Genomic DNA, 22,695 nt, shown 5'->3' on the forward strand with positions numbered 1-22,695 from the left:
GTCCGAGCGACGCTGGCCAGCGAACTGACCGAATATCGAACATAGCGCAGCGCCGACGAGCTTGTCGATACCCTGCGCGATATTTTTATTTAGCGCTCTGAAACTCCGCCGCCAGCAGCCCGAACAGCCAGTCGTCGCACCACTGATCCGCCAGACGGTAGTTGTCGCGCAGCGTGCCCTCCAGCTGGAAACCACACGACTCCAACAGGCCGCGCGAGGCGACGTTACCGGCGGTTACGGTGGCGGTCAGCTTGTGAAAACCGCAGGCGTTCACCGCAAAATCCAGCACCGCCCGCAGCGACTCCTTGCCATAGCCCTTGCCCTGCCCGGAAGGCAAACTCCCGTATCCCACTTCCGCCTGCCGATACGGCGCCCAGTGCGGGCGAAAGCCGGTAATGCCCACCGCCTCTCCGCTGTGCTTCTCACGCATCACCAGGCACAGCCACTGGTCGCCGTGTTTGTCCCAGACCGGCAGGCGCTCCTCGAACCGTGCGCGGATCTCCGCTTCGCTGCGCGGATCGGAGATGTAACGGATCACCTCGGGATCTTGGTACAGGCGCAGAAACAGCGGCCAATCCTCGGCGGTTATCGACTGTAACTGCAGTCGTTCAGTGACCAGCTTCATAAAATCTCCGAAAAACGAAAAAGAGGAACTTACGAATGAAAGATATCTCTTTATTTTCCCCGATTGGTTGCCGATAATCATTTACGTTAAAACCACAAAACCATAACGTCTTGCCCGATTCCCTACAACTGCCCGCCGCCGTTACCCACGCGGCATCAGGAGAACACCATGGCCTCTTTAGTCATCGACGATATTCCGCAGGCGATCGTTAACGTCAAGCGTCAGCTGCGCCAGGCATTGCCCAACTATCGCGACGTATTCCAGGCGCTGGAAGAGAACATCCGCGGCCAGGTCGAACAGATTCGCCGCGAACTGGCCGCCGGCCACAACCCGGTGCCGCAAATTGACGCGGAAGATATCCTGCAGCAGCGCGTCACTGAACAACAAAAAGCGCTGATCAAACAACGCGGCGCCTGCGCTATTCGCGGGGTGTTTCCGCGCGCCAAAGCCGAGGGCTGGAACCGAGAAATCGGCGATTATCTCGATCGCAACAACTTCGTCGAGCGATTGAAGAACGCCGCCGAAGACAACTATTTCGGCAAGCTGGCCGCCAGCAAGCCACAGATCTACGGCATCTATTGGTCAAAACCGCAGGTTGAAGCGCGGCAGGACGCGCGCATGCATGCGGTGCAGGTGTTCCTCAACAGCCTGTGGGCCACCGAAAGCAACGGCAAACAGCATTTCGATCCGACTCGCGTCGCCACCTACGCCGATCGCACCCGCCGCCGCCCGCCGAACTCCTCGTCGCTGGGCCTGTCGCCGCACGTCGACAGCGGCACCATCGAGCGCTGGCTGGACGAGAACTTCCGCTATGTGTATCGCCACGTCTTCTCCGGCGACTGGCAGCAGTACGATCCCTTCGCCGCCGACGGCCGCACCGAGGTGCGCGAGATAGCCTCCCCGGCGGTCTGCTCGATGTTTCGCACCTTCCAGGGCTGGACGGCGCTGACGCCACAGCGCACCAACGCCGGCACGCTGAACCTGGTGCCGATCGCCAACGCCATGGCCTATGTGTTGCTGCGCGCGCTGCAGGACGACGTCGCCGATGACGATCTGTGCGATGCGGCGCCGGGCCGCGCGCTGTCGATCTCGGAAAAATGGCATCCCCTTTTATTAAGCGGGATTTCCCCTATTCCCGATCTGGAGCCGGGCGACACGGTCTTTTGGCACTGCGATGTGATCCACGCGGTGGAGAACGAACATAACGGCGAGTTCGACAGCAACGTGATGTACATCGCCGCCGCGCCGGGCTGCGAGAAAAACGACGCTTATCTGCAGCGCCAGCTGCCGAGCTTTATCGACGGCAGAACGCCGCCGGACTTCGCCCCCGACGATTTCGAGGTCGATTTCGAGGGCCGCGCCACCGTCGAGCTGCTGACGCCGCTGGGCAAAGCGCAGCTCGGGATGCGCTGACCGCCGCCCCCAGCCACGGGCCTCTCTCGCTGTGGTATACTGCCGTCATCCGTAGGCCGCAGCGAGAACCCGTCGTGCACCCTTTTTTTGAAATGCTGTTGGCGGTGTTTGATCGCGCCGCGCTGATGTTGATCTGTCTGTTTTTCCTGACCCGCACCCGTCTGTTCCGCCAACTGCTGCAAAAAGAAGACCATACGCCGCTTGAGCTCGGCATCGTCACGGCAATCTTCTCGCTGTTCGCGCTGTTCAGCACCTACTCCGGCATCAACGTTGAGGGCTCGCTGGTCAACGTGCGCGTCATCGCCATCATGGCCGGCGGCATCCTGTTCGGCCCCTGGGTGGGGATCGTCACCGGCATCATCGCCGGGGTGCACCGTTATCTGATCGACATCGGCGGCATCACCTCGGTGCCCTGCCTTATCACCAGCATCATCGCCGGCATCAGCGCCGGTTACATCAACCTCAAGGTGAAAAAAGAGCAGCGCTGGCGTGCCGGCATCGTCGGCGGCATGCTGTGCGAATCCCTCACCATGCTGCTGATCGTGCTGTGGGCCAAGCCGACCGAGCTCGGGCTGGACATCGTGTCGCAGATCGCCCTGCCGATGATCCTCGGCACGGTGTGCATCGGCCTGATCGTGCTGCTGGTGCAGAGCGTCGAGGATGAGAAAGAAGTGATCGCCGCGCGCCAGGCCAAGCTGGCGCTGGATATCGCCCACAAGACGCTGCCCTATTTCCGCAACATCAACAGCGAATCGCTGGCCACCATCTGCGATATCATCCGCCAGGATATCCGCGCCGACGCGGTGGCGATCACCGATACCCATCAGGTGCTGGCTTACGTCGGCGTAGGGCGCGAAGCCTACCCGATCGGCCGCGAAGGGCTGAGCCGCGTCACTCGCGAAAGCATTCGCCACGGCAAAATCATCATCAAAAACAACCTGGAAAACCCGGCCGCGCCGCAGATCCATTCGCAGCTGGTGGTGCCGCTGTGGGAAAAAGGCGAAGTGACCGGCGCGCTGAAAATTTACTACTGCCACGCTCACCAGATCACCAACACGCTGAAGGTGATGGCGGTCGGGCTGTCGCAGATCATCTCCACCCAGATGGAGGTTTCGCGCATCGAGCACCTGCGTCAGATGGCGGATAAAGCCGAAATGCGCGCGCTGCAGAGCAAGATTAACCCGCACTTCCTGTTCAACGCGCTGAACGCCATCTCTTCCTCCATCCGCCTGAATCCGGACACCGCGCGCCAGCTGATCATCAACCTGTCGCGCTACCTGCGCTACAACCTGGAGCTGAACGACGAACTGATCGATATCCGCAAGGAACTGCATCAGATCCAGGATTACATCGCCATCGAACAGGCGCGTTTCGGCGCCAAGCTGACGGTGATTTACGACATCGACGACGACGTCTCGGTGCGCATTCCGAGTCTGCTGATCCAGCCGCTGGTGGAGAACGCCATCGTGCACGGCATCCAGCCCTGCAAGGGCAAAGGGGTAGTGGTGATCGCAGTGAAAGATCAGGGCGACCGGGTGAAAATATCGGTGAAGGATACCGGCCACGGCATCAATCAGGAAACCATCGATCGAGTGGCGCGCAACGAGATGCCGGGCCACAATATCGGCCTGCTCAACGTACACCACCGCGTGTCGCTGTTGTACGGTGAAGGGCTGCATATCCGCCGCCTGGAGCCGGGCACCGAAATCGCGTTCTACATCAGCAAAAACGGCGGCAAGCTGCATCAGGAGCCGAGCGCGCCGCCGGTCGGGGAGGCCTCATGAAAGCCATTATCGTGGAAGACGAATTCCTCGCGCAGGAAGAACTCAGCTACCTGATCAAGAAACACAGCAATATCGATATCGTCGCCACCTTCGAAGATGGCCTCGACGTCCTCAAATACCTGCAGACCCACCAGGTCGACGCCATTTTCCTCGACATCAACATCCCGTCGCTGGACGGCGTGTTGCTGGCGCAAAACATCAGCAAATTCGCGCATCGCCCGTCTATCGTGTTCATCACCGCCTATAAAGAGCACGCGGTGGAAGCGTTCGAGATCGAAGCGTTCGACTATATCCTCAAGCCCTATCACGAGGCGCGCATCGTCACCATGCTGCAAAAGCTGGAGGCGCTGCATCATCGCCCCGCCGGCGCGACGGAGCCGGCCAGCGCGCCGAGCCGCGGCAGCCACAGCATCAACCTGATCAAAGACGAGCGGATTATCGTTACCGACATCAACGACATCTATTACGCCGCCGCCGATGAAAAGGTGACGCGGGTCTATACCCGCCGGGAAGAGTTCGTGATGCCGATGAACATCACCGAGTTTTACGGCCGGCTGCCGGAAGAGCATTTCTTCCGCTGCCACCGCTCTTACTGCGTTAACCTGGCGAAGATCCGCGAGATCGTGCCCTGGTTCAACAATACCTACATTCTGCGGCTGAGCGATCTCGAGTTTGAAGTGCCGGTCAGCCGCAGCAAGGTGAAAGAGTTCCGCAAGCTGATGCGCCTGTAAGCGCTTACCAGCGCGGGCCCGGACGGTAGTAATACCCCGGCGGCGGCGGTGGCGGCATGCGGTAATGCGGCCGGTCGCGCCAGTCGCGCCGCGGCGGCCCGTAGTAAATCACCCGGGGCGGCGGGCCGTAATAGTCCCCGCGCGGGCGTTCATACCGGCGGTGATCGGCCCACCAGCGCGGATCGCGCCAGCGATAGCCGTCCCAGTAATGGCCGCGATTGTCGCGATCGCCGATATGCAACGACAGGCCAGGCACGTTCACGCCGATGGAGACGTCGGCCTGGCTCGCCAGCGGCAGCGCCAGCAGCGCAGCCAGTAACAACAGCGTTTTTTTCATTTCATGGCTCCTGCAGAGCGGACCTTGTCCGATCGCAGATAACATAGCCCCGCGCTCACCGCCGCTCTATAGGCGCAATGCCGATTTACGCCTTTCAGACGCATCCTTCACAATTCCACCACAATCGTTCACCGGAGATTAACAATAAATCGTTGATATCTTTGATGTAGATCACGTGTCACCCCCGGCATTTCACGGGCTTTCAGGCGCAAAAACGGCAACTCACGCCGCATAAAATGCATTTCATTCCTTCCGTCGTGCAACTCATTCCCGATCCGCCGCCCGCCGCAGGGGCCGGCCATATAATAAGCCCATACCGCGGGAACGCTGATTCACCCCGCAAATTTCAGCCAACGGCTCACGCCCGGCAACGCACACACAGGAAGGAGACCGGCCATGAACACCAAACCGGCAAATCGCAGCTTAATCGTTCTCGGCACCATCATCTGTCAGATGGGTCTGGGCACCATCTACACCTGGAGCCTGTTCAACCAGCCGCTGGTCGACAAGTTCCACTGGGGGCTGGCGGACGTCGCCACCACCTTCTCCATCACCAGCTTCTTCCTGGCCTTCGCCACGCTGTTCGCCGGTAAGCTGCAAGAACGCTTCGGCATCCGCAACCTGACGCTGTGCTCCGGCATCCTGGTCGGCCTGGGCCTTATCGCCAGCGCCCACGTCAGCTCGCTCGACATGATCTACCTGCTGGCCGGCGTGGTGGTGGGCTTTGCGGTCGGTATCGCCTACATCTCCACCCTGTCCAACCTGATCAAATGGTTCCCAGCCAACAAAGGCCTGATTTCCGGCATCTCCGTCGGCGCCTTCGGCAGCGGCAGCCTGCTGTTCAAATACGTCAACGCCGCCCTGATCGCCGACGTCGGCGTTTCCGGCGCCTTCTTCTACTGGGGTGCCATCGTGATGGGCCTGATCGTCGTCGGCTCCCTGCTGCTGAAAGAGCCGGTGCTGGCGACCAACGCCGCACAGCCAGGCGCCAACGGCCTGGGCAACGACTTCAGCGTGCGCCAGATGCTGGCCACCAAAGAAGCCTACCTGCTGTTCACCATCTTCTTTGCCGCCTGCATGAGCGGTCTGTATCTGATTGGCATCGTGAAAGACATGGGCGTTCAACTGGCCGGGATGGACTTGGCCACCGCCGCCAACACCGTGTCCGCCGTCGCCATCTTTAACACCGCCGGCCGCATCATCCTGGGGACGCTGTCCGATAAAGTGGGCCGTATGCGCGTCATCAGCTTCACCATGCTGGTTACCGTGCTGGCGATTGTCGCCCTGAGCTTCATGACCCTGAACCACACGCTGTTCTTCATCTGCGTCGGCGCGGTGGCCTTCTGCTTCGGCGGCAACATCACCGTGTTCCCGGCGATTGTCGGCGACTTCTTCGGTCTGAAAAACCACAGCAAGAACTACGGCATCATCTACCAGGGCTTCGGCCTGGGCGCGCTGGCCGGTTCGTTCGTCGCCAAATACTTCGGCGGCTTCCACGCCACCTTCATGGTGATTGGCGTTCTGTCCGCCGCCTCCTTGCTGATTACGCTGTTCATCAAAGCGCCGAAAGCCGTGGAAGTGGAAAGCGAAGAAACGGCACAGGCGGCAGAGCTGGCCAAAGCCTGATACCCCACGAAAACGACAAGGGGCGCAACCTGTGGGTTGCGCCCCTTTTTTTATCGTGCCGCCGCGTTGCTTACAGCTGCATGCCCAGCGTCTGGCGCAGATGCGCGCCGGCCCCCAGCAGGCCCGGTTGGCCATGGGTTATCATGAACACCGGAATGTCTCGCACATAGTCACGGAAACGCCCTTTGTCTTCGAAAGCGGCGCGGAAACCCGAGGCCTTGAAGAATTCCATAAAGCGCGGCACGATGCCGCCGGCGATGTACACGCCGCCAAAGGTGCCCAGATTCAGCGCCAGGTTGCCGCCGAAGCGCCCCATGATCACGCAAAACAGCGACAGCGCACGGCGGCAGTCGATGCAGCTGTCGGCCAGCGCCCGCTCGGTAATGTCCTTCGGCTCCAGTTTCTCCGGCAGGCGGTTGTCCGCCTTGACGATGGCGCGATACAGGTTGACCAGGCCCGGCCCGGACAGCACGCGCTCGGCGGAAACGTGCCCCACTTCACCGCGCAGCACCTCCAGAATAATGTCTTCTTCTTCGCTGTTCGGTGCGAAATCGACATGGCCGCCCTCGCCCGGCAGGCTGACCCAGCGGCGATCGACCTGCACCAGGTGGGCAACACCCAACCCGGTGCCGGCGCCGTACACCGCGATCGGTTTGCCCGGCTGCGCATCGCCGCCGCCAAACTGCAGCACGTCGTCCGACGAGAGCATCGGGATCGCCATCGAGACGGCGGTGAAATCGTTGATCACTTCCAGATGACTCAACCCCAGGTTGGCCTTCATTTCTTTGATAGAGAACGCCCAGCTGTGGTTGGTCATCGCAACCCAGTCTTCCGTCACCGGGCAGGCGATCGCGATACAGGCGTCCTGCACCTCGATATCGCACGCTTTCAGATAGTGGCGGATCACCGCTTCCAGGCTGTCGAACTCCAGGCCGGAATAGGTTTTCGCCTGGGTAATCTCACCCGTCGCAACAGTGCACAACGCCAGGCGGGCATTGGTGCCGCCAACATCACCTACGAGGGCATAGGTCATTGATTTCGTCTCCGCAAAATGAAAAATAAAAAGCTGCCCACACTGTAAAATCCTGCTGCGAAAACAACAATCACCCGCCTCGGATCTGCGCCCCAATAGCGATCCGGATCACAAAAAACGTTTCAGCTGGCCCGCCAAGCCGCGATTTGAAACAAATTGCGGCAAAAAACGCGCCGCCGTGACTGTTAACCGTCATCGACGCCGGGCAATATCAATGCGTGCCTGCTCGCCGATAGTCTGGCAAGCTGTGGTCACTGTCCAACCACCTGCTCTCCCTGCCCTGCATGGAGGCATCGACAAGGGATTATCCATGCTGCATCCGCGCGCCAATGCCATGTTGGCCTTTGCTTTGCCTGCGCTGATTATCGGTTCCGCCTCCAGTCTGGTGCTGCTGTTGATGATGAAAGTCGCCGCTACGCTGCAGCAATGGCTGTGGGTGACGCTGCCCGACGCACTGAGCCTGGACGCCCAGGCACCCTGGTGGCCGCTCGGCATGCTGACGCTGACCGGCGTGGCGGTCGGCCTGATCGTGCGCTACATGCCGGGCCATGCCGGGCCGGATCCGGCGACGGAATCGCTGATCGGCATGCCGCTGCCGCTCTCCGCCCTGCCAGGGCTGGGATTGGCGCTGATCGTCGGCCTGGCCGGCGGCGTCAGCCTGGGGCCGGAGAACCCGATCACCGCCATCAATATCGCGCTGGCGGCGGCGGCGGGGGCGCGCCTGCTGCCTAAGGTGCCGCGCATGGACTGGATCATCCTGGCGGCCGCGGGCACCATCGGCGCGATGTTCGGCACGCCGGTCGCCGCCGCGCTGATTTTCTCGCAAACCCTGGCGGGCAATAACGAAACGCCGCTGTGGGATCGGCTGTTCGCCCCGCTGGTGGCCGCCGCCGCCGGCGCGGTCACCACCCAGCTGTTCTTCGTGCCCAATTTCGCCCTGCAACTCGACGCCTATGACGTAACCCGGCTGCCGGACATCTTCAGCGGCGCCATCGTGGCGCTGATCGCCATCGCGCTCGGCATGGTGGCGCTGTGGTGCTTCCCGCACGTTCACCGCCTGTTCCATTCGATAAAGAATCCGGTGTTGATGCTAGGACTGGGGGGCTTTGTGCTGGGCCTGCTGGCGCTGGTGGGCGGTGAGATTACCCTGTTCAAAGGGCTGGATGAAATGAAGCGCCTCGCGGCAGACGGCAACTATTCGGTGCCGGCGCTGTTGGCCGTTACCCTGACCAAGCTGGCGGCGCTGGTGATCGCCGCCGCCTGCGGCTTTCGCGGCGGGCGCATCTTCCCGGCGGTGTTCGTCGGCGTGGCGCTGGGGCTGATGCTGCATCAGCACGTTCCGGCGGTGCCGGCGGCGATCACGGTCTCCTGCGCCATCATGGGGCTGGTGCTGGTGGTCACGCGCGACGGCTGGCTCAGTCTGTTTATGGCGGTGGCGGTGGTGCCGGATCTGCACCTGCTGCCGATCTTGTGCATCGTGATGCTGCCCGCCTGGCTGGCGCTGGCGGGCAAACCCTTGATGCTGGTGAACCGCCGGCAACCGCCGCACGACGATTAGGCCAGCGCGAACGCCGCGGCGGCGCGAGCGTGGATCGCGGTGGTGTCGAACACCGGCACCGAGGCATCCCGCTCGCTCACCAGCAACCCTATCTCGGTGCAGCCGAAAATAATCCCCTGCGCGCCCTGTTGTTCCAGATCGCTGATGATCCGGCGATACTCGTCGCGCGAGGCGTCGCGAATTTTGCCGAGGCACAGCTCGTCATAGATGATGCGGTGTACGATGTCGCGATCGGCGCTGGCCGGCGTCACCACGTCGATGCCATGCAATTCCTGCAGGCGGCCGCGGTAGAAGGTCTGCTCCATGGTAAAGCGCGTGCCCAACAGCCCGACGCGGCGAATGTTTTTTTCCCGCACCTGCAGCGCCGTGGCGTCGGCGATGTGAATCAGCGGCAGGCCGCTGGCCTGCTCGACCGCCTCCGCCACCTTGTGCATGGTGTTGGTGCAGATCACGATAGCTTCGGCGCCGGCGGCGCGCAAAGCCACCGCGGCGGCGGCCAGCAGCCGACCGGCGCCGTCCCAATCGCCCTGGTGCTGCAAGCGTTCAACCTCCTGAAAATCGACGCTGTAGAGCACGATTTTGGCCGAATGCAGCCCGCCGAGGCGCGCCTTTACCTGCTCGTTGATAGTGCGGTAATACGGAATGGTGGATTCCCAACTCATGCCGCCCAGCAGACCCAACACTTTCATCCTTCACTCCTCAGCATTTTCCGACGATCCTCTGACCTTACCTGAGAATCGCCGGGCTGACGACGCCTTATTTGGCGCCGGAATTGATCGGCTGGCGCGCTTCGAACCAGCGTTGGCGCAGCGTGTCGTACAGCCAGTTGTAGGCCATGGTGTACGGCAGGAAGAACAGGAAGAAACCGATTTCCAGCATAAACGCCTGCGCCCAGGAAATGCTCAGCATCCAGGCGGCGATCGGCACGCCGATCAGAATAAAACCGGCTTCAAAGCCGACGGCGTGCAGCGCACGCACCTTCAGGTTACGCACCACCCGGCTGACCGGCCACAGGCGGTCGAACACCGTGTTGTAAACCATGTTCCACAGCATCGCGACGGTGGACAGCATCACCGCCAACGCACCGACCTGCACCATTGAGCGGTTCAGCAGCCACGCGCCCAGCGGGGCGCAAACCATCACGGCGATGGCCTCGAAACCGACGGCGTGGACGATACGTTCAATGAGAGACTTGTTTTGCAGTTGCATACATCACCTTTTTTCAACAGTTGTTGCGAAAGCCAGGTGATTATCATCGCTTTTTCGGGTAGATTAAAAATAGGTTCCATCGATAAAGTAGATATATGCACTATTCACCGGAAGCGTTACAGGCGTTCGTTGAAGCCGCCGCCCTCGGCTCATTTTCCGCCGCCGCGCGCAAGCTGCGCAAAAGCCAATCTACCGTCAGCACCGCCATCGCCAATCTGGAAGCCGACCTGGCATTGACGCTGTTCGATCGCAGCGCGCGCCAACCGGTGCTCACCGCCGCTGGCCGCAAGGTACTGGGGCACGTGCAGGAGATCCTCGCCGCCAGCGAGCGACTCGACGCGCTGAGCATTCAGCTGGCGGGCAATGTCGAACCGCGCCTGAGCATGGTATTTTCCGATACCTACCAACCGAAGCATCACGACAGCCTGATGCAGCGGTTTGAACAACGTTACCCGGAGATTGAGCTGGAATGGATGATCGCCGAGGAAGGCGACGTTATCGATCTACTGCAAAGCGGCCGCGCGCATTTGGGCATGGTGGAAGTGCAAAAAACCTATCCGCCGGATATCGCCTTCTCCCGCCTGCCTGAGCAGACCGAAATGGGGTTGTTCGTCGCGCATGGGCATCCGCTGGCGCAGGTCGCCGCGCCGACCCCGGAGCAATTATCCAGCACCCGTCAGCTGATCCTGAACACTTACACCGGCGCCGAAGCGGCCAGACAAGGCGGGCTGGTCTGGTCGGCGCCCAGCTATCTGCTGTTGCTGGAGATGGCGGAACAGGGATTCGGTTGGGCGGTGCTGCCGCACTGGCTGGTGCAACAATACGGCCACGGCAGGCTCACCCAGCTGCGCCCGCGCGGCTGGCCCAAACTGATTTCGGTGGATGCGGTATGGTCCAAACTGACCCCGCCGGGCCCGGCGGGGTACTGGATGCTGGAGCGATTGCTGGAAGACGACGCGGCTCAGGCGGCGGCGTTGCGCGACTGAATGACGCGCGAGATCGTATCGAGCAGTTCGGGAATATCCATCTTCGGCAGCATCACTTCGATGAAAGCCAGCCGGTCGCCCTGCGCCGCCTCACTCAGCGCCTGGCGCAGCGCCTCCGGCTGACTGACCCGCAACGCCGTCACCGGCCGCCCACCGGCCAATGCCGTTGGCAGCTGCGTCCAGTTCCACCGGGCGATGTCGTTGTAACTCTGCTCCGGCCCGTGGATAGCGCGTTCAATCGTGTAGCCCTGATTATTCAGCACGAAGATCACCGGTTTAAGCCCGTCGCGCAGCATCGATCCCAGCTCCTGCACGGTCAATTGCGCGGCGCCGTCGCCGATCAACAGCACCACCCGGCGCTGCGGTTCGGCAGTTTGCACCCCGAAGGTCGCCGGTAAGGTATAGCCGATCGAGCCCCAGAGCGACTGCACGATCATCCGGCTGCCGCGCGGCAGCGTCAAGGTCGCGGCGCCGAAACAGGCCGTGCCCTGCTCAGCCAGCACGATATCCCCCGGCCGCAGGAAATCCTGTATCTGCCGCCAGAAGGCGTGCTGATCCAACCCTTCCCCATCGCCTTCCGGCAGCGCCGGACGGCCGATCGTCGGCAACGGCCAGCGCGACGCCAGCGACAGAGTCAGGCGGTGCAGCGCCTGCACGGCGGCGCACATCGGGATGCGGCTGAACCGTTGACGACCGACCCAGGCTTCGAACGGTTGGATATCGATGCATTTTTCCGCCGGCAGATGATGCGTGAATCCTCCGGTAATGGTGTCGGTGAGACGCACGCCAACGGTGATCACGACATCGGCATTTTCAATCAGCGCTTTGGTCGCCGCAGCGCTGGCGCCGCCGCTGTAGGTGCCGACAAAACCGTCGCGGTTCTCATCCAGCACGCCCTTGCCGAGCAGCAGCGTGGCGTGCGGGATAGCCACCTCCTGCATCCAGTTATCCAGCGCCGTTTCAACGCCAAAGCGGTCCGCCAGAAAGTCCGCCAGCAATGACACTTGCCGCGCCGATTGCAGCTTTTCACGCGCTGCGGCGATAAACGCCTGCAATGCGCTCCGCGACAGCCTGGCCTGGCGCAGCATCAGCGGCGCCGGTTTGGCCGGCAGCGGCGCTTCCGCTACGTCGCTGGGCAGCATCAGATAAACCGGACGATGCTCCAGCAAGGCGGCGTCGATCAGGCGGTCGATCTCCCTGGCGGCGTTGTCGGCGGTCAGATTGGCCTGTGCGACGCTGACTTCTTTGGCTATCCGCGCAAAGTGAGTGAAGTCGCCATCGCCCAGCGAATGGTGCAGCAAATCGCCGGCGCGCTGGGCACGCTGCGCCGGTGTGCCCACCACGTGGATCACCGGCAGGTATTCGGCATAACTGCCGGCCACGCCGTTCAGCGCGCTCAGCTCCCCGACGCCGAAGGTGGTGAGCAGCGCCGCGGCCGGTTTGCAACGCGCATAGCCGTCGGCGGCGTAGGCGGCGTTCAGTTCGTTGGCGCAGCCTACCCAGGTGATTTGCGGATGAGCGATGACGTGATCGAGGAATTGCAGGTTGTAATCCCCCGGCACGCCGAAGACGTGGCGGATGCCAATCTGGGCCAGACGATCGAGCAGATAATCGGCCACCGTGTAGATCTGAGTCATGATCATCACCTGTCTGCAGCTGAAGCGATTATCTTTAAGTATCGAAGATGCCGGTTGATTTTCGAACAGCGCTTTCCGTGTCGAGCGGCAACCTGGCGTTACATGCCGGCCTTGTGATCGCCCCCTCGACGGCACGTTGTGAAAACGCATACACTCAAAACACGCCACTTCTTCGCCGACAAAGGATCACAATGTCCTACTCAGCCTCCCCCTCGCGTTATCAAGATATGGAATACCGGCGCTGCGGCCGCAGCGGATTGAAGCTGCCCGCCGTCTCGCTCGGGCTATGGCACAACTTTGGCGACGCCACGCTGTACGACAACGCCCGCGCCCTGATCCGCTGCGCCTTCGATCGCGGCATAACCCACTTCGATCTGGCCAACAACTACGGCCCGCCGCCCGGCGCCGCCGAGGAAAACTTTGGCCGCATTCTCAACGCCGATCTGCGGGCCTGGCGCGACGAGCTGATCGTCTCATCCAAAGCCGGTTACACCATGTGGCCCGGCCCCTACGGCGATTGGGGCTCGAAAAAGTACCTGGTCGCCAGCCTCGATCAGAGCCTCAGGCGCATGGGATTGGAGTATGTGGATATCTTTTATCACCACCGGCCGGACCCGGACACGCCGCTGGAAGAAACCATGGCGGCGCTGGATCTGTTGGTGCGCCAGGGCAAAGCGCTGTATGTCGGTTTGTCCAACTACCCGGCCGAGCGCGCGCGCCAGGCGTTCGACATCCTGCAGCGGCTCGGCACGCCGTGCGTGATCCACCAGCCCAAGTATTCGATGTTTGAACGCGGGCCGGAGACGGAATTGCTGGATACGCTGGCGGATCATGGCGTCGGCGCGATCGCCTTCTCCCCGCTGGCGGGCGGCCTGCTGACCGATCGTTATCTGCACGGCGTCCCGCAAGATTCCCGCGCCGCCAGCGGCAGCCGTTTCCTGCAGCCGGAACAGCTGACCGCCGACCGACTGGACAAGGTGCGCCGCCTCGATGCGCTGGCGCGGCAACGCGGGCAGAAGCTGTCGCAGATGGCGCTGGCCTGGGTGCTGCGCGGCGATCGCGTCACCTCGGTGCTGATCGGCGCCAGCAAGACTGCGCAGATAGAAGACGCGGTGGGCATGCTGGCCAATCGTCACTTCACTGAAGAAGAGCTTGCGCAGATCGAGAACATTTTATTGTAATCGCTTACAAATTCCGCCGCTCAATTGAGCGGCGATGCCCCAGAAAAATCTCAAATCTCGGCCTCCGGCGCCCTTTTCAGAGTGGCTCTCAGATTCAACCCCATGCGCCGGCGCTATGATGCCGATATTGCAGTAAAAATAACGATAAGGCCGTTTTTTTAAACTGATGAACGCGCTTCATAAAGTGATCAACGGCCAGGCCGCGCAAGCGGAAAGGAGAAGTCATGTTTAAACCTCTGCTCTTGGCCGCCATCTTGGCGGCGACGGTACTGCCCGCCGCACAGCAGGCGCACGCCGAAGGGATCAGCATCGATCTGATGCCGGGCGTTTCATTGCGCATCGGCGATCAGGACAATCGCGGCCGTTACTGGGACGGTTACGACTGGCGCGATCGCGACTGGTGGCAAGGCCATCAGGGACGCTATCTCGGCGATCGCAGCCCGCGCGGCTATTACTGGGATGGCTATCGCTGGCGCGACCGCGACTACTGGCGCAAACACTATTACTATCATGAAGGACGCTATCGTAAATACGACAAGCATTACGATAAGCACCATTGGAAGAAAGAGAAAAAACACCACCACGATCATGACCGCGATCGCTGGCGCCGCCACGGCGATGACGACCGCGATTAACGACAACGGGCCGGCGCAACGCCGGCCCGCACTGTTTTCGCCTACACCACACTGCCGATCAGCAAGTAGCCATTCAACCCCACCACCACCAACACGATCAGCTTGCCCAGGTTTTGCACCACGGGGCCGTTAACCATCTCCCCCATCAGCGCCCGATTGCCGGTGAAAGCCAGCAGCGGCACCAGCGCCAGCGCAATGCCGAAGCTGAGCAGCACCTGGCTCAGCACCAGAATGCGCGTGGCGTCCACTCCCAGCATGATGACGATAAACGACGGCAGCATGGTCACCGCTCGGCGCAGCCACAGCGGGATATGGAAATGCACGAACCCTTGCATCACCACCTGCCCCGCCAGCGTGCCCACCACGGTGGAAGAAAGACCGGCGGCCACCAGGCTCAGGCCAAACACGGTGGCGGCGGCTTGCCCGAGCAGCGGTTGCAGCGTCAGATAGGCCACGTCAAGATCGGCGATGCCGCTGTGGCCGCTGAAATGAAACGCGGCGGCGGCAGTGGCCATCATCGCCAGGTTAACGAAACCGGCGATGGTCATGGCGACGGCGACGTCGACTTTGGTGGCAGCATAGCGCTCCGCCTTATCGTGCTCACCGCCAACTTGGGTGAGCGACGAATGCAGATAGATCACGTGCGGCATGATGGTGGCACCCAATACCCCGGCGGCCAGGAATACCGCGTCGCCGTTGGGCAAATCGGGCAACGCCATGCCTTTCAGCAGCGGCGCAAGCTGCGGCTGGGAAAACGCCAGCTCGACGATGTAAGCGGCGGCGACGAACAGCAGCAGGCCGCCGATCACCCATTCCAGCGGCTTTTGTCCACGCTTTTGCAGCATCAGAATTAAAAAGGTGGCGATGCCGGTCAGCACCGCGCCCTGCAACAAGGAGACGCCGAGCAGCAGTTTGAAGCCGATTGCCGCGCCGATGAATTCGGCCAGATCGGTCGCCATGGCGATAATCTCCGCCTGAATCCAATAGGCCCATACCGCCGGCCGCGGAAAGCGATCGCGAATATGCTCAGCCAGGTTTTTTCCGGTGGCGATCCCCAGCTTGGCGGACAACAGCTGGATCAGCATCGCCATCACGTTGGCCCAGACCACGACCCACAACAGGCTATAGCCAAACGAGGCGCCGGCCTGGATATTGGTGGCGAAGTTGCCGGGGTCGATGTAGCCGATAGCGGCGATGAAGGCGGGCCCCATCAGCGAGAGTTTGATTTTTCTGGCGGAGCGACCGGAGGTGGTTTCAACCACGCGACTGTTCAGCATATGTTGAACCCTTACTGAAATTACGTTTATCTCCACTCTATATAAATGATAATAATTATCAAGCGCATTTAGAGCGGTAAAACTTATCTCTGTAATAGCCAACATTAATGGTTTTATCGAAGGGTTCAGCGCGGAGCTTGCCGATTTCCGTGCTTTTAGGATGGGATTTTAGCTGCAATACCCCTGAAAGACAGGTTAGCACAAGAATACGAATTTCCTATTGCTGCTTTAACATCTTGATTTTTTATGCTTTTGCGCAACACTTTAGGAGAATTCCCGCTATGACTTTCCATATTTGCAATAGAAGTCTCGTTTTTAAACGTAGCGTTACATAAAATGACAGCCGAAATTCAGCCTGCCTCAAATTTGGAGCAAACATGTCCCATATTGCGCACTTTGCGTTGGCGATAGTGGTGGTGACGATCCTGGCCCTGTTGGTGTGCCGCGATCGTAAAAGCATCCGCATTCGCTATGTTATTCAACTACTGGTTATCGAAGTACTACTGGCCTACTTTTTCCTGCATTCGGAAGCGGGTTTGGGCTTCGTAAAAGGATTCGCCGCGCTGTTTGACAAACTGCTCGGGTTTGCGGGACAAGGGACTGATTTCGTGTTCGGCGGCATGGGCGACAAAGGCCTGGCGTTCTTCTTCCTGAAAGTGCTGTGCCCGATCGTCTTCATTTCGGCGCTGATCGGTATTCTGCAGTACATCAAAGTGCTGCCTTTCATCATCCGCATTATCGGTACCGTGCTGTCGAAAGTGAACGGCATGGGCAAGCTGGAGTCGTTCAACGCCGTCAGCTCGCTGATCCTGGGCCAATCCGAAAACTTCATCGCCTACAAGGATATCCTGGGCAAGATGTCGGAAAAGCGCATGTACACCATGGCGGCGACCGCGATGTCTACGGTGTCCATGTCCATCGTCGGCGCCTACATGACCATGCTGGACGCCAAGTTCGTGGTGGCGGCGCTGGTACTGAACATGTTCAGCACCTTTATCGTGCTGTCGTTGGTCAACCCGTACGACACCAATAAAGAAGAAGAGCTGCACCTCGGCAACCTGCACGAAGGCCAGAGCTTCTTTGAAATGCTGGGCGAATACATCCTGGCCGGCTTCAAAGTAGCGATTATCGTCGCCGCGATGCTGATTGGTTTCATCGCCCTGATCGCCGCGCTTAACGGCGTGTTCAGCGCCATCTTCGGCCTGAGCTTCCAGGAAATCCTCGGCTACTTCTTCTATCCGTTCGCCTGGATCATGGGTATTCCTAAGCACGAAGCCCTGCAGGTCGGCAGCATCATGGCCACCAAACTGGTTTCCAACGAATTCGTGGCAATGATGGAACTGCAGAAAGTCTCTGCCGAGCTGTCGCCGCGCAGCCTGGGGATCCTGTCGGTGTTCCTGGTGTCCTTCGCCAACTTCTCTTCCATCGGTATCGTGGCCGGTGCGATCAAGGGCCTGAACGAACACCAGGGCAACGTAGTGTCCCGTTTCGGTCTGAAGCTGGTCTACGGCTCTACGCTGGTCAGCATCCTGTCCGCTTCCATCGCGGGTCTGGTGCTGGGCTAAGCCTGAAATTTACAGCAATGATAAGGCGCCTGCGGGCGCCTTTTTTATTGGCTGGCATTCGGCGAAGGTGAAATAACGCAAAGCAAAAAGCCGACCCTAAGGTCGGCTTTTCAAATGGTGGTGGAGCTAGACGGGATCGAACCGTCGACCTCTTGCATGCCATGCAAGCGCTCTCCCAGCTGAGCTATAGCCCCACAAAAGTGGTACGCGTTGACCGGCGTTACGGTATTCCCCAACCTCTCTGAGAAGAAGGTTGGTGGAGCTAGACGGGATCGAACCGTCGACCTCTTGCATGCCATGCAAGCGCTCTCCCAGCTGAGCTATAGCCCCGTTCCACAATCACTTTGTGCTGTGAACGGGGCGCATAATATGAAACCCGCTCAAAGCTGTCAACGGCTAAATTGAATTACTGAATCAAGCGTTGAAAAAGCCGCCAAATCAGCATCTTTGGCGCCAAAAAATCATCACTTTGCGCAGAGTTCATCCATTTTGCGTGCTACTTCTCAAAATGATAAAAGACCCTGCATATCACGTTGATTTTTAATTAACGGAATGTTAGCGAAATGCGCTTGAGTCGGGCTCCCGAGCGGCATAGACTGCCCGCGCCATAAACTTTATTACTATAAACCGAGTCCGTCATGTCTTTGCATTCACCAAAAGAAATCGCCGCCCTCGCCGTTCAGGCCGGGGTAAACAAAAGCCGCGCCCCTCTCGCTAATCTGCTGATTCTGGGCTTTCTCGCCGGCGCCTTTATCGCCACCGGCTTCCTGCTGGATATTCACGTCATCGGCACCCTGCCGGCCGAATGGGGCTCTTTCGGCGCGCTGTTGGGCGCCGCGGTCTTCCCTATCGGTTTGATCCTGACCCTTCTGGCCGGCGGCGAACTGCTGACCGGCAACATGATGACCTTGCCAATGGCCTGGTTCGCCCGTGAAATTCCCGCCATCGCCGTGCTGCGCAACTGGTTTTGGGTCACCCTGGCCAACTTCGCCGGCAGCGTGGCCGTCGCCTACTTCTTCGGCCACCTGCTGAGCCTGACCGAAGGCGCGTTTTTACATAAGACGCTGGCGATCGCGCAGGCCAAAGTGGATGCGGACTTCCTGCACGCCTTCATTTCCGGCGTCGGCTGCAACTGGTTGGTATGCCTGGCGGTGTGGTTAGCCTTCGCCAGCAAAGATGTGCCGGGCAAAGTGATCGGCATGTGGTTCCCGGTCATGGCTTTTGTCGCCATCGGCTTCCAGCACGTGGTGGCGAATATGTTCATCATCCCGGCGGCCATCTTTGCCGGCGGCATGGGCTGGGAGCAGTATCTGCCTAATTTCGTCGCGGTATTTCTCGGCAATGCGCTGGGCGGCGCCGGCTTTGTCGGGTTGATGTATTTCCTCGCCTACCGTCCGGGTTTGCCGGCTAGCGAACAAGCCTGACAAAGCGCAATAAAAAAGCCCCGGGATCGCTCCACGGGGCTTTTTCTTTAAGGCGTATCAGCCTAATCAGGCTTGGGCTTCACGCTCGGCGATGTAAGCCAGCGCCATATCGATACGCTGCAGCGAACGCTTCTGGCCGATCGCATGCACGGTCACGTCCATGCCCGGCGACTGGCCGGCGCCGGTCACCGCGACACGCAGCGGCATGCCGACTTTACCCATGCCGACGCCCAGCTCATCCGCCGTGCCCTGAATGGCGTCGTGCACGTTTTCCGGCGTCCAGACGGTGATGGCGGCCAGCTTGGCGCGCACCGCTTCCAGCGGCTGACGCGCGACCGGACGCAGGTGCTTCTTGGCGGCGTCGGCGTCGAACTCGCTGAAGTCTTCGTAGAAGTAACGGCAAGACTCCGCCATCTCTTTCAGCGTCTTGCAGCGCTCGCCCAGCAGCTTGACGATGTCCTTCAGTTCCGGCCCGTTGCGGGTTTCAATGCCCAGTTGCTCAACGTGCCATGCCAGATGCACCGCCACTTCTTCCGCCGGCATATGGTTGATGTAGTGGTGGTTCAGCCACTGCAGCTTCTCGGTGTTGAACGCGCTGGCGGATTTGTTGATCGCTTCCAGCGTGAAGAACTCTTTCATCTCGTCGATGGAGAAGATCTCCTGATCGCCGTGGGACCAGCCCAGACGCACCAGGTAGTTCAGCAGCGCCTGCGGCAGATAGCCGTCGTCGCGGTACTGCATCACGCCCACGGCGCCGTGACGCTTGGACAGCTTTTTACCGTCGTCGCCGAGGATCATCGACACGTGCGCGTATTCCGGCACCGGCGCGCCCAGCGCTTTCAGAATGTTGATCTGGCGCGGGGTGTTGTTGATGTGGTCTTCGCCGCGGATCACGTGGGTGATTTCCATGTCCCAGTCATCGACGACGACGCAGAAGTTATAGGTTGGCGAACCGTCGGTGCGGCGGATGATCAGATCGTCCAGCTCCTGGTTGCTGAATTCGATCGGGCCGCGAATTTTATCGTCGAAGATCACCGACCCTTCCTGCGGGTTGCGGAAGCGCACCACGTGCGGCTCGTCGTCGGTGTGGCTGCACTGGCTGTCGCGGCAGTGGCCGTCGTAACGCGGCTTCTCGCCGTTTTCCATCTGCTTCTCGCGCAGCGCTTCCAGGCGTTCCTTGGAGCAATAGCATTTATAGGCCGTGCCCTGCTCCAGCATTTCGTCGATGACCGCATTGTAGCGATCGAAACGCTTGGTCTGGAAGTACGGGCCTTCATCCCAATCCAGGTTCAACCAGTTCATGCCATCCATAATTGCGTCGATCGCGTCCTGGGTAGAACGTTCCAGATCGGTATCTTCGATACGCAGAACGAACTCACCGCCCGCATGGCGGCTGAACAGCCAGGAGTAAAGTGCGGTACGCGCGCCGCCGACGTGGAGATAGCCGGTCGGGCTCGGTGCAAAACGGGTTTTGATTTTCATTGGGTTCACTGCCTTATTACGCAACGCGTGTCGGCGATGGCCGACGATTGCTCGGAATTGAAAAAAGAGTGGACGACATTGTATCACCACGCGCTAATTCCTCAACGCCGACACGATATTGCGCCGGTCGATTTCGCGCGTTTTGCGGCGAGTTTCGCAGAGCGTTGCGCAAAGAATCGGCGCCGTTGGCGATAATTATCGCGCCCTGCCTAAATTTGCGGCGAACGATTGAAATCATTTTAAAAACCGTTGACTCACTTTGAACTATCCCTATAATGCGACTCCAACAAGACGGGGCGATTAGCTCAGTTGGTAGAGCATCTCCTTTACACGGAGGGGGTCGGCGGTTCGAGCCCGTCATCGCCCACCATCTTGTTGAGAAAAATGAGAACGAATGAGGGTGATTAGCTCAGTTGGTAGAGCATCTCCTTTACACGGAGGGGGTCGGCGGTTCGAGCCCGTCATCACCCACCATCATTCTCTCATTTAGCAGTAACCTGGAAGTCCTGAAGTGGGTGATTAGCTCAGTTGGTAGAGCATCTCCTTTACACGGAGGGGGTCGGCGGTTCGAGCCCGTCATCACCCACCACTTCTGCGGGTCGTTAGCTCAGTTGGTAGAGCAGTTGACTTTTAATCAATTGGTCGCAGGTTCGAATCCTGCACGACCCACCAATTCAGAAAAAAGCGCCTTTTGGCGCTTTTTTCGTTTCTGCGCCACCCACCTCTGACTTCATCTCTCACCGACAGAGTTCACCGGGTCGTGCAGGATGAAGAACCGTAGAGGTTCGAGCATCGCGCAGCGATACGACAACGCGCAGCGTTGCCCGCAGGGTGAGGGCCACAGGCCGAATCAATCCTGCACGACCCACCCATTCAGAAAAAAGCGCCTTTTGGCGCTTTTTTCGTTTCTGCCGTTCGCCTCCCTTTCTTCATTATTCGCCACTCGCTGAGATACGAATGGTTATCATTTTGACGGCTTGGATGGTAAATTAGCGGGCATACACCACGCAGCCAATCCGCCGCCGGATTGATACGCCTTAGTTCAAGGAAAGAAAGAGCCCGCTCATGACCCTATCCTTACGCCAGCTGTTCATTGCATTTATCGCCACTTCCAGCCTGCTGCTCAGCGGTTGCGGCCCGGACGACAAGAGCGACGGGCAGAAACCGTCCGCCCCCTCTGCCGACAGCAGTTGGCCGCGCACCATCGATAGCGCCAAAGGGAAGTTCACGCTGGAAAAACCGCCGCAGCGCATCGTATCCACCAGCGTCACCATCACCGGCACGTTACTGGCTATCGATGCCCCGGTGGTCGCCAGCGCCGCCACCAGTCCAAATCCCCTGGTGGCCGATCAACAAGGCTTCTTTACCCAATGGAGCGAAGTGGCCAAACAGCGCCACGTCGAACGGCTGTATCAGGTGGAACCCAATGCCGAAGCCGTCGCCGCCGCCGCGCCGGATTTGATCGTCGTCGCCGCGACCGGCGGTGATTCGGCGCTGAAACTGTACGATCAGCTGTCCGCCATTGCGCCGACGCTGGTGCTCGATTACGGCGACAAAAGCTGGCAGCAGCTGGCCAGCGAGCTCGGTGAGATCACCGGTCACGAAGCCGGCGCCAAACAGGCGGAAGATCGTTTCGAGCAGCGCGTGGAACAAGTGAAGCAGGCGATTACCCTGCCGCCGCAGCCGACCACGCCGCTGGTGTATGCCGACAACGGCCGCGAAGCCATGCTGTGGACGCCGGGCTCCGCCCAAGGCAAGCTGCTGACCCAGCTCGGTTTCCAGCTGGCTACCCCGCCGGAAAGCGCCAAAGGCAACGCCAGCATGGGTAAACGCCATGACATCATCCAGATCTCCGGCGAAAAAATGGCCGAAGGCCTGAACGGCAAAACCCTGATCCTGTTCGCCACCAATGAGCGCAAAGTGCAAGAGGTGCTGGCCAACCCGTTCCTCAAACATCTGGAGCCGGTGGAACAGCGGCACGTCTACGCCGTCGGCAACGATACCTTCCGCCTCGATTACTACAGCGCCACCAACATGCTGAACCAAATCGAACGGTTGTTCAAAAAGACCTGAATCACGCCGTCGGCAGGCCAGTCCCCTGCCGACGCTTTTCGCAAACGGGGCAACAATTCACATTCAATCAATTGAAATATCAATAGTTATTAACATCGTCCACGCGCCTTCGCCACCAA

19 protein-coding genes, 6 tRNA genes and 1 other RNA gene are annotated in these 22,695 nt (G+C 60.0%); 16 read left to right on the plus strand and 10 right to left on the minus strand.

All coding sequences use genetic code 11. From position 1 onward, the window contains the following. Positions 1-85: 85 nt before the first annotated feature. Entirely contained in the window at positions 86-625 is a 540-nt protein-coding gene (locus EDY99_RS14445; RefSeq protein WP_033643935.1) for a GNAT family N-acetyltransferase, read from the minus strand. A 168-nt stretch (positions 626-793) separates the two neighbouring features. On the opposite strand from EDY99_RS14445, the gene EDY99_RS14450 reads away from it, so the two are divergent. The 3 genes from EDY99_RS14450 to EDY99_RS14460 all read left to right on the plus strand — a co-directional run bounded on the left by EDY99_RS14450 (position 794) and on the right by EDY99_RS14460 (position 4,553). Beyond that, a complete protein-coding gene (locus EDY99_RS14450; protein WP_042785138.1) occupies positions 794-2,038 on the plus strand; it encodes a DUF1479 domain-containing protein in 1,245 nt (414 codons plus the stop codon). 92 nt (positions 2,039-2,130) lie between these two features. Continuing rightward, positions 2,131-3,822 (plus strand): sensor histidine kinase, encoded by a 1,692-nt coding sequence (locus EDY99_RS14455; RefSeq protein ID WP_025303750.1) that lies wholly within the window; start codon positions 2,131-2,133, stop codon positions 3,820-3,822. Then, a complete protein-coding gene (locus tag EDY99_RS14460) occupies positions 3,819-4,553 on the plus strand; it encodes a LytTR family DNA-binding domain-containing protein (protein ID WP_025303751.1) in 735 nt (244 codons plus the stop codon). The genes EDY99_RS14455 and EDY99_RS14460 overlap by 4 nt, the downstream gene beginning before the upstream one ends. A 4-nt stretch (positions 4,554-4,557) precedes the next feature. Here the strand turns inward: EDY99_RS14460 and EDY99_RS14465 are convergent, their stop codons facing one another. Further along, positions 4,558-4,890: a DUF2502 domain-containing protein gene (locus EDY99_RS14465; protein ID WP_123061865.1), complete on the minus strand. Its 333-nt coding sequence runs from the start codon at positions 4,888-4,890 to the stop codon at positions 4,558-4,560. Between the two features lie 396 nt (positions 4,891-5,286). On the opposite strand from EDY99_RS14465, the gene EDY99_RS14470 reads away from it, so the two are divergent. Next, the gene (locus tag EDY99_RS14470) at positions 5,287-6,516 is read left to right on the plus strand and encodes an OFA family MFS transporter (RefSeq protein ID WP_033643939.1); all 1,230 of its coding nucleotides are present in this window, start codon (positions 5,287-5,289) and stop codon (positions 6,514-6,516) included. A 70-nt stretch (positions 6,517-6,586) separates the two neighbouring features. Here EDY99_RS14470 and glk read toward each other — a convergent pair whose 3' ends face one another. Continuing rightward, a complete protein-coding gene (glk, locus tag EDY99_RS14475) occupies positions 6,587-7,549 on the minus strand; it encodes a glucokinase (RefSeq protein WP_042785139.1) in 963 nt (320 codons plus the stop codon). A gap of 310 nt (positions 7,550-7,859) precedes the next feature. On the opposite strand from glk, the gene EDY99_RS14480 reads away from it, so the two are divergent. Beyond that, positions 7,860-9,107: an ion channel protein gene (locus EDY99_RS14480; protein ID WP_123061866.1), complete on the plus strand. Its 1,248-nt coding sequence runs from the start codon at positions 7,860-7,862 to the stop codon at positions 9,105-9,107. On the opposite strand, the gene EDY99_RS14485 is transcribed toward EDY99_RS14480, so the two are convergent. Together EDY99_RS14485 and EDY99_RS14490 are read right to left on the minus strand one after the other, a co-directional pair. Further along, positions 9,104-9,796 (minus strand): aspartate/glutamate racemase family protein, encoded by a 693-nt coding sequence (locus EDY99_RS14485; protein ID WP_123061867.1) that lies wholly within the window; start codon positions 9,794-9,796, stop codon positions 9,104-9,106. The two genes, EDY99_RS14480 and EDY99_RS14485, sit on opposite strands and share 4 nt — an antisense overlap. A 67-nt stretch (positions 9,797-9,863) precedes the next feature. Continuing rightward, positions 9,864-10,316: a multidrug/biocide efflux PACE transporter gene (locus EDY99_RS14490; protein WP_016926809.1), complete on the minus strand. Its 453-nt coding sequence runs from the start codon at positions 10,314-10,316 to the stop codon at positions 9,864-9,866. Positions 10,317-10,411: 95 nt separating this feature from the next. On the opposite strand from EDY99_RS14490, the gene EDY99_RS14495 reads away from it, so the two are divergent. Next, positions 10,412-11,302, plus strand: coding sequence for a LysR family transcriptional regulator (locus EDY99_RS14495; protein ID WP_033632445.1), 891 nt, complete (start codon positions 10,412-10,414; stop codon positions 11,300-11,302). On the opposite strand, the gene EDY99_RS14500 is transcribed toward EDY99_RS14495, so the two are convergent. Continuing rightward, positions 11,278-12,939 carry an alpha-keto acid decarboxylase family protein gene (locus EDY99_RS14500; RefSeq protein ID WP_047575522.1) on the minus strand — a complete coding sequence of 554 codons (1,662 nt, stop codon included), beginning with the start codon at positions 12,937-12,939 and terminating at the stop codon, positions 11,278-11,280. The genes EDY99_RS14495 and EDY99_RS14500 overlap by 25 nt on opposite strands. 191 nt (positions 12,940-13,130) lie before the next feature. Between EDY99_RS14500 and mgrA the strand changes: the two genes are divergently transcribed. After that, entirely contained in the window at positions 13,131-14,120 is a 990-nt protein-coding gene (gene mgrA / locus EDY99_RS14505) for an L-glyceraldehyde 3-phosphate reductase (protein WP_116286729.1), read from the plus strand. A 224-nt stretch (positions 14,121-14,344) separates the two neighbouring features. Continuing rightward, a complete protein-coding gene (locus EDY99_RS14510; protein ID WP_050440153.1) occupies positions 14,345-14,755 on the plus strand; it encodes a DUF2502 domain-containing protein in 411 nt (136 codons plus the stop codon). A 41-nt stretch (positions 14,756-14,796) separates the two neighbouring features. Here EDY99_RS14510 and EDY99_RS14515 read toward each other — a convergent pair whose 3' ends face one another. After that, a complete protein-coding gene (locus tag EDY99_RS14515; protein WP_069100645.1) occupies positions 14,797-16,032 on the minus strand; it encodes an Nramp family divalent metal transporter in 1,236 nt (411 codons plus the stop codon). A 377-nt stretch (positions 16,033-16,409) separates the two neighbouring features. Here EDY99_RS14515 and EDY99_RS14520 point away from each other — a divergent pair, with 377 nt between their 5' ends. Next, the gene (locus EDY99_RS14520; RefSeq protein WP_019453828.1) at positions 16,410-17,597 is read left to right on the plus strand and encodes a NupC/NupG family nucleoside CNT transporter; all 1,188 of its coding nucleotides are present in this window, start codon (positions 16,410-16,412) and stop codon (positions 17,595-17,597) included. A 118-nt stretch (positions 17,598-17,715) separates the two neighbouring features. Here the strand turns inward: EDY99_RS14520 and EDY99_RS14525 are convergent. Beyond that, positions 17,716-17,791 (minus strand) — tRNA-Ala (locus EDY99_RS14525). A gap of 60 nt (positions 17,792-17,851) precedes the next feature. Further along, positions 17,852-17,927 (minus strand) — tRNA-Ala (locus EDY99_RS14530). Between the two features lie 308 nt (positions 17,928-18,235). Between EDY99_RS14530 and EDY99_RS14535 the strand changes: the two genes are divergently transcribed. Beyond that, a complete protein-coding gene (locus EDY99_RS14535; RefSeq protein ID WP_122016648.1) occupies positions 18,236-19,021 on the plus strand; it encodes a formate/nitrite transporter family protein in 786 nt (261 codons plus the stop codon). Between the two features lie 66 nt (positions 19,022-19,087). Here the strand turns inward: EDY99_RS14535 and gltX are convergent, their stop codons facing one another. Beyond that, positions 19,088-20,503 (minus strand): glutamate--tRNA ligase, encoded by a 1,416-nt coding sequence (gene gltX / locus EDY99_RS14540; RefSeq protein ID WP_033643946.1) that lies wholly within the window; start codon positions 20,501-20,503, stop codon positions 19,088-19,090. A gap of 294 nt (positions 20,504-20,797) precedes the next feature. Between gltX and EDY99_RS14545 the strand changes: the two genes are divergently transcribed. The 6 genes from EDY99_RS14545 (at position 20,798) to fepB (ending at position 22,576) form a co-directional block, all read left to right on the plus strand. After that, positions 20,798-20,873, plus strand: a tRNA-Val gene (locus EDY99_RS14545). 28 nt (positions 20,874-20,901) lie between these two features. Continuing rightward, positions 20,902-20,977, plus strand: a tRNA-Val gene (locus EDY99_RS14550). Between the two features lie 39 nt (positions 20,978-21,016). Beyond that, positions 21,017-21,092: transfer RNA gene (locus EDY99_RS14555), tRNA-Val, on the plus strand. A gap of 7 nt (positions 21,093-21,099) precedes the next feature. Continuing rightward, a tRNA-Lys gene (locus tag EDY99_RS14560) sits at positions 21,100-21,175 on the plus strand. A 74-nt stretch (positions 21,176-21,249) separates the two neighbouring features. After that, positions 21,250-21,374, plus strand: a non-coding RNA gene (locus EDY99_RS14565) — RtT sRNA. A 194-nt stretch (positions 21,375-21,568) separates the two neighbouring features. Further along, positions 21,569-22,576 carry a Fe2+-enterobactin ABC transporter substrate-binding protein gene (gene fepB, locus EDY99_RS14570; protein WP_123061868.1) on the plus strand — a complete coding sequence of 336 codons (1,008 nt, stop codon included), beginning with the start codon at positions 21,569-21,571 and terminating at the stop codon, positions 22,574-22,576. Positions 22,577-22,695 lie beyond the last annotated feature (119 nt).

The organism is Serratia sp. LS-1 (assembly GCF_003719595.1).
Lineage (GTDB): Bacteria > Pseudomonadota > Gammaproteobacteria > Enterobacterales > Enterobacteriaceae > Serratia > Serratia ureilytica.

Excerpts from the sequence above, each read along its gene's own strand:
- EDY99_RS14535 (WP_122016648.1), top strand. The coding sequence starts at position 18,236 with ATGTCTTTGCATTCACCAAAAGAAATCGCCGCCCTCGCCGTTCAGGCC.
- EDY99_RS14485 (WP_123061867.1), bottom strand. The coding sequence starts at position 9,796 with ATGAAAGTGTTGGGTCTGCTGGGCGGCATGAGTTGGGAATCCACCATT.
- fepB (WP_123061868.1), top strand. The coding sequence starts at position 21,569 with ATGACCCTATCCTTACGCCAGCTGTTCATTGCATTTATCGCCACTTCC.
- EDY99_RS14445 (WP_033643935.1), bottom strand. The coding sequence starts at position 625 with ATGAAGCTGGTCACTGAACGACTGCAGTTACAGTCGATAACCGCCGAG.
- EDY99_RS14480 (WP_123061866.1), top strand. The coding sequence starts at position 7,860 with ATGCTGCATCCGCGCGCCAATGCCATGTTGGCCTTTGCTTTGCCTGCG.
- EDY99_RS14495 (WP_033632445.1), top strand. The coding sequence starts at position 10,412 with ATGCACTATTCACCGGAAGCGTTACAGGCGTTCGTTGAAGCCGCCGCC.
- EDY99_RS14455 (WP_025303750.1), top strand. The coding sequence starts at position 2,131 with ATGCTGTTGGCGGTGTTTGATCGCGCCGCGCTGATGTTGATCTGTCTG.
- gltX (WP_033643946.1), bottom strand. The coding sequence starts at position 20,503 with ATGAAAATCAAAACCCGTTTTGCACCGAGCCCGACCGGCTATCTCCAC.
- EDY99_RS14490 (WP_016926809.1), bottom strand. The coding sequence starts at position 10,316 with ATGCAACTGCAAAACAAGTCTCTCATTGAACGTATCGTCCACGCCGTC.
- mgrA (WP_116286729.1), top strand. The coding sequence starts at position 13,131 with ATGTCCTACTCAGCCTCCCCCTCGCGTTATCAAGATATGGAATACCGG.
- EDY99_RS14470 (WP_033643939.1), top strand. The coding sequence starts at position 5,287 with ATGAACACCAAACCGGCAAATCGCAGCTTAATCGTTCTCGGCACCATC.
- EDY99_RS14510 (WP_050440153.1), top strand. The coding sequence starts at position 14,345 with ATGTTTAAACCTCTGCTCTTGGCCGCCATCTTGGCGGCGACGGTACTG.
- EDY99_RS14460 (WP_025303751.1), top strand. The coding sequence starts at position 3,819 with ATGAAAGCCATTATCGTGGAAGACGAATTCCTCGCGCAGGAAGAACTC.
- EDY99_RS14465 (WP_123061865.1), bottom strand. The coding sequence starts at position 4,890 with ATGAAAAAAACGCTGTTGTTACTGGCTGCGCTGCTGGCGCTGCCGCTG.
- EDY99_RS14515 (WP_069100645.1), bottom strand. The coding sequence starts at position 16,032 with ATGCTGAACAGTCGCGTGGTTGAAACCACCTCCGGTCGCTCCGCCAGA.
- EDY99_RS14520 (WP_019453828.1), top strand. The coding sequence starts at position 16,410 with ATGTCCCATATTGCGCACTTTGCGTTGGCGATAGTGGTGGTGACGATC.
- EDY99_RS14500 (WP_047575522.1), bottom strand. The coding sequence starts at position 12,939 with ATGACTCAGATCTACACGGTGGCCGATTATCTGCTCGATCGTCTGGCC.
- glk (WP_042785139.1), bottom strand. The coding sequence starts at position 7,549 with ATGACCTATGCCCTCGTAGGTGATGTTGGCGGCACCAATGCCCGCCTG.
- EDY99_RS14450 (WP_042785138.1), top strand. The coding sequence starts at position 794 with ATGGCCTCTTTAGTCATCGACGATATTCCGCAGGCGATCGTTAACGTC.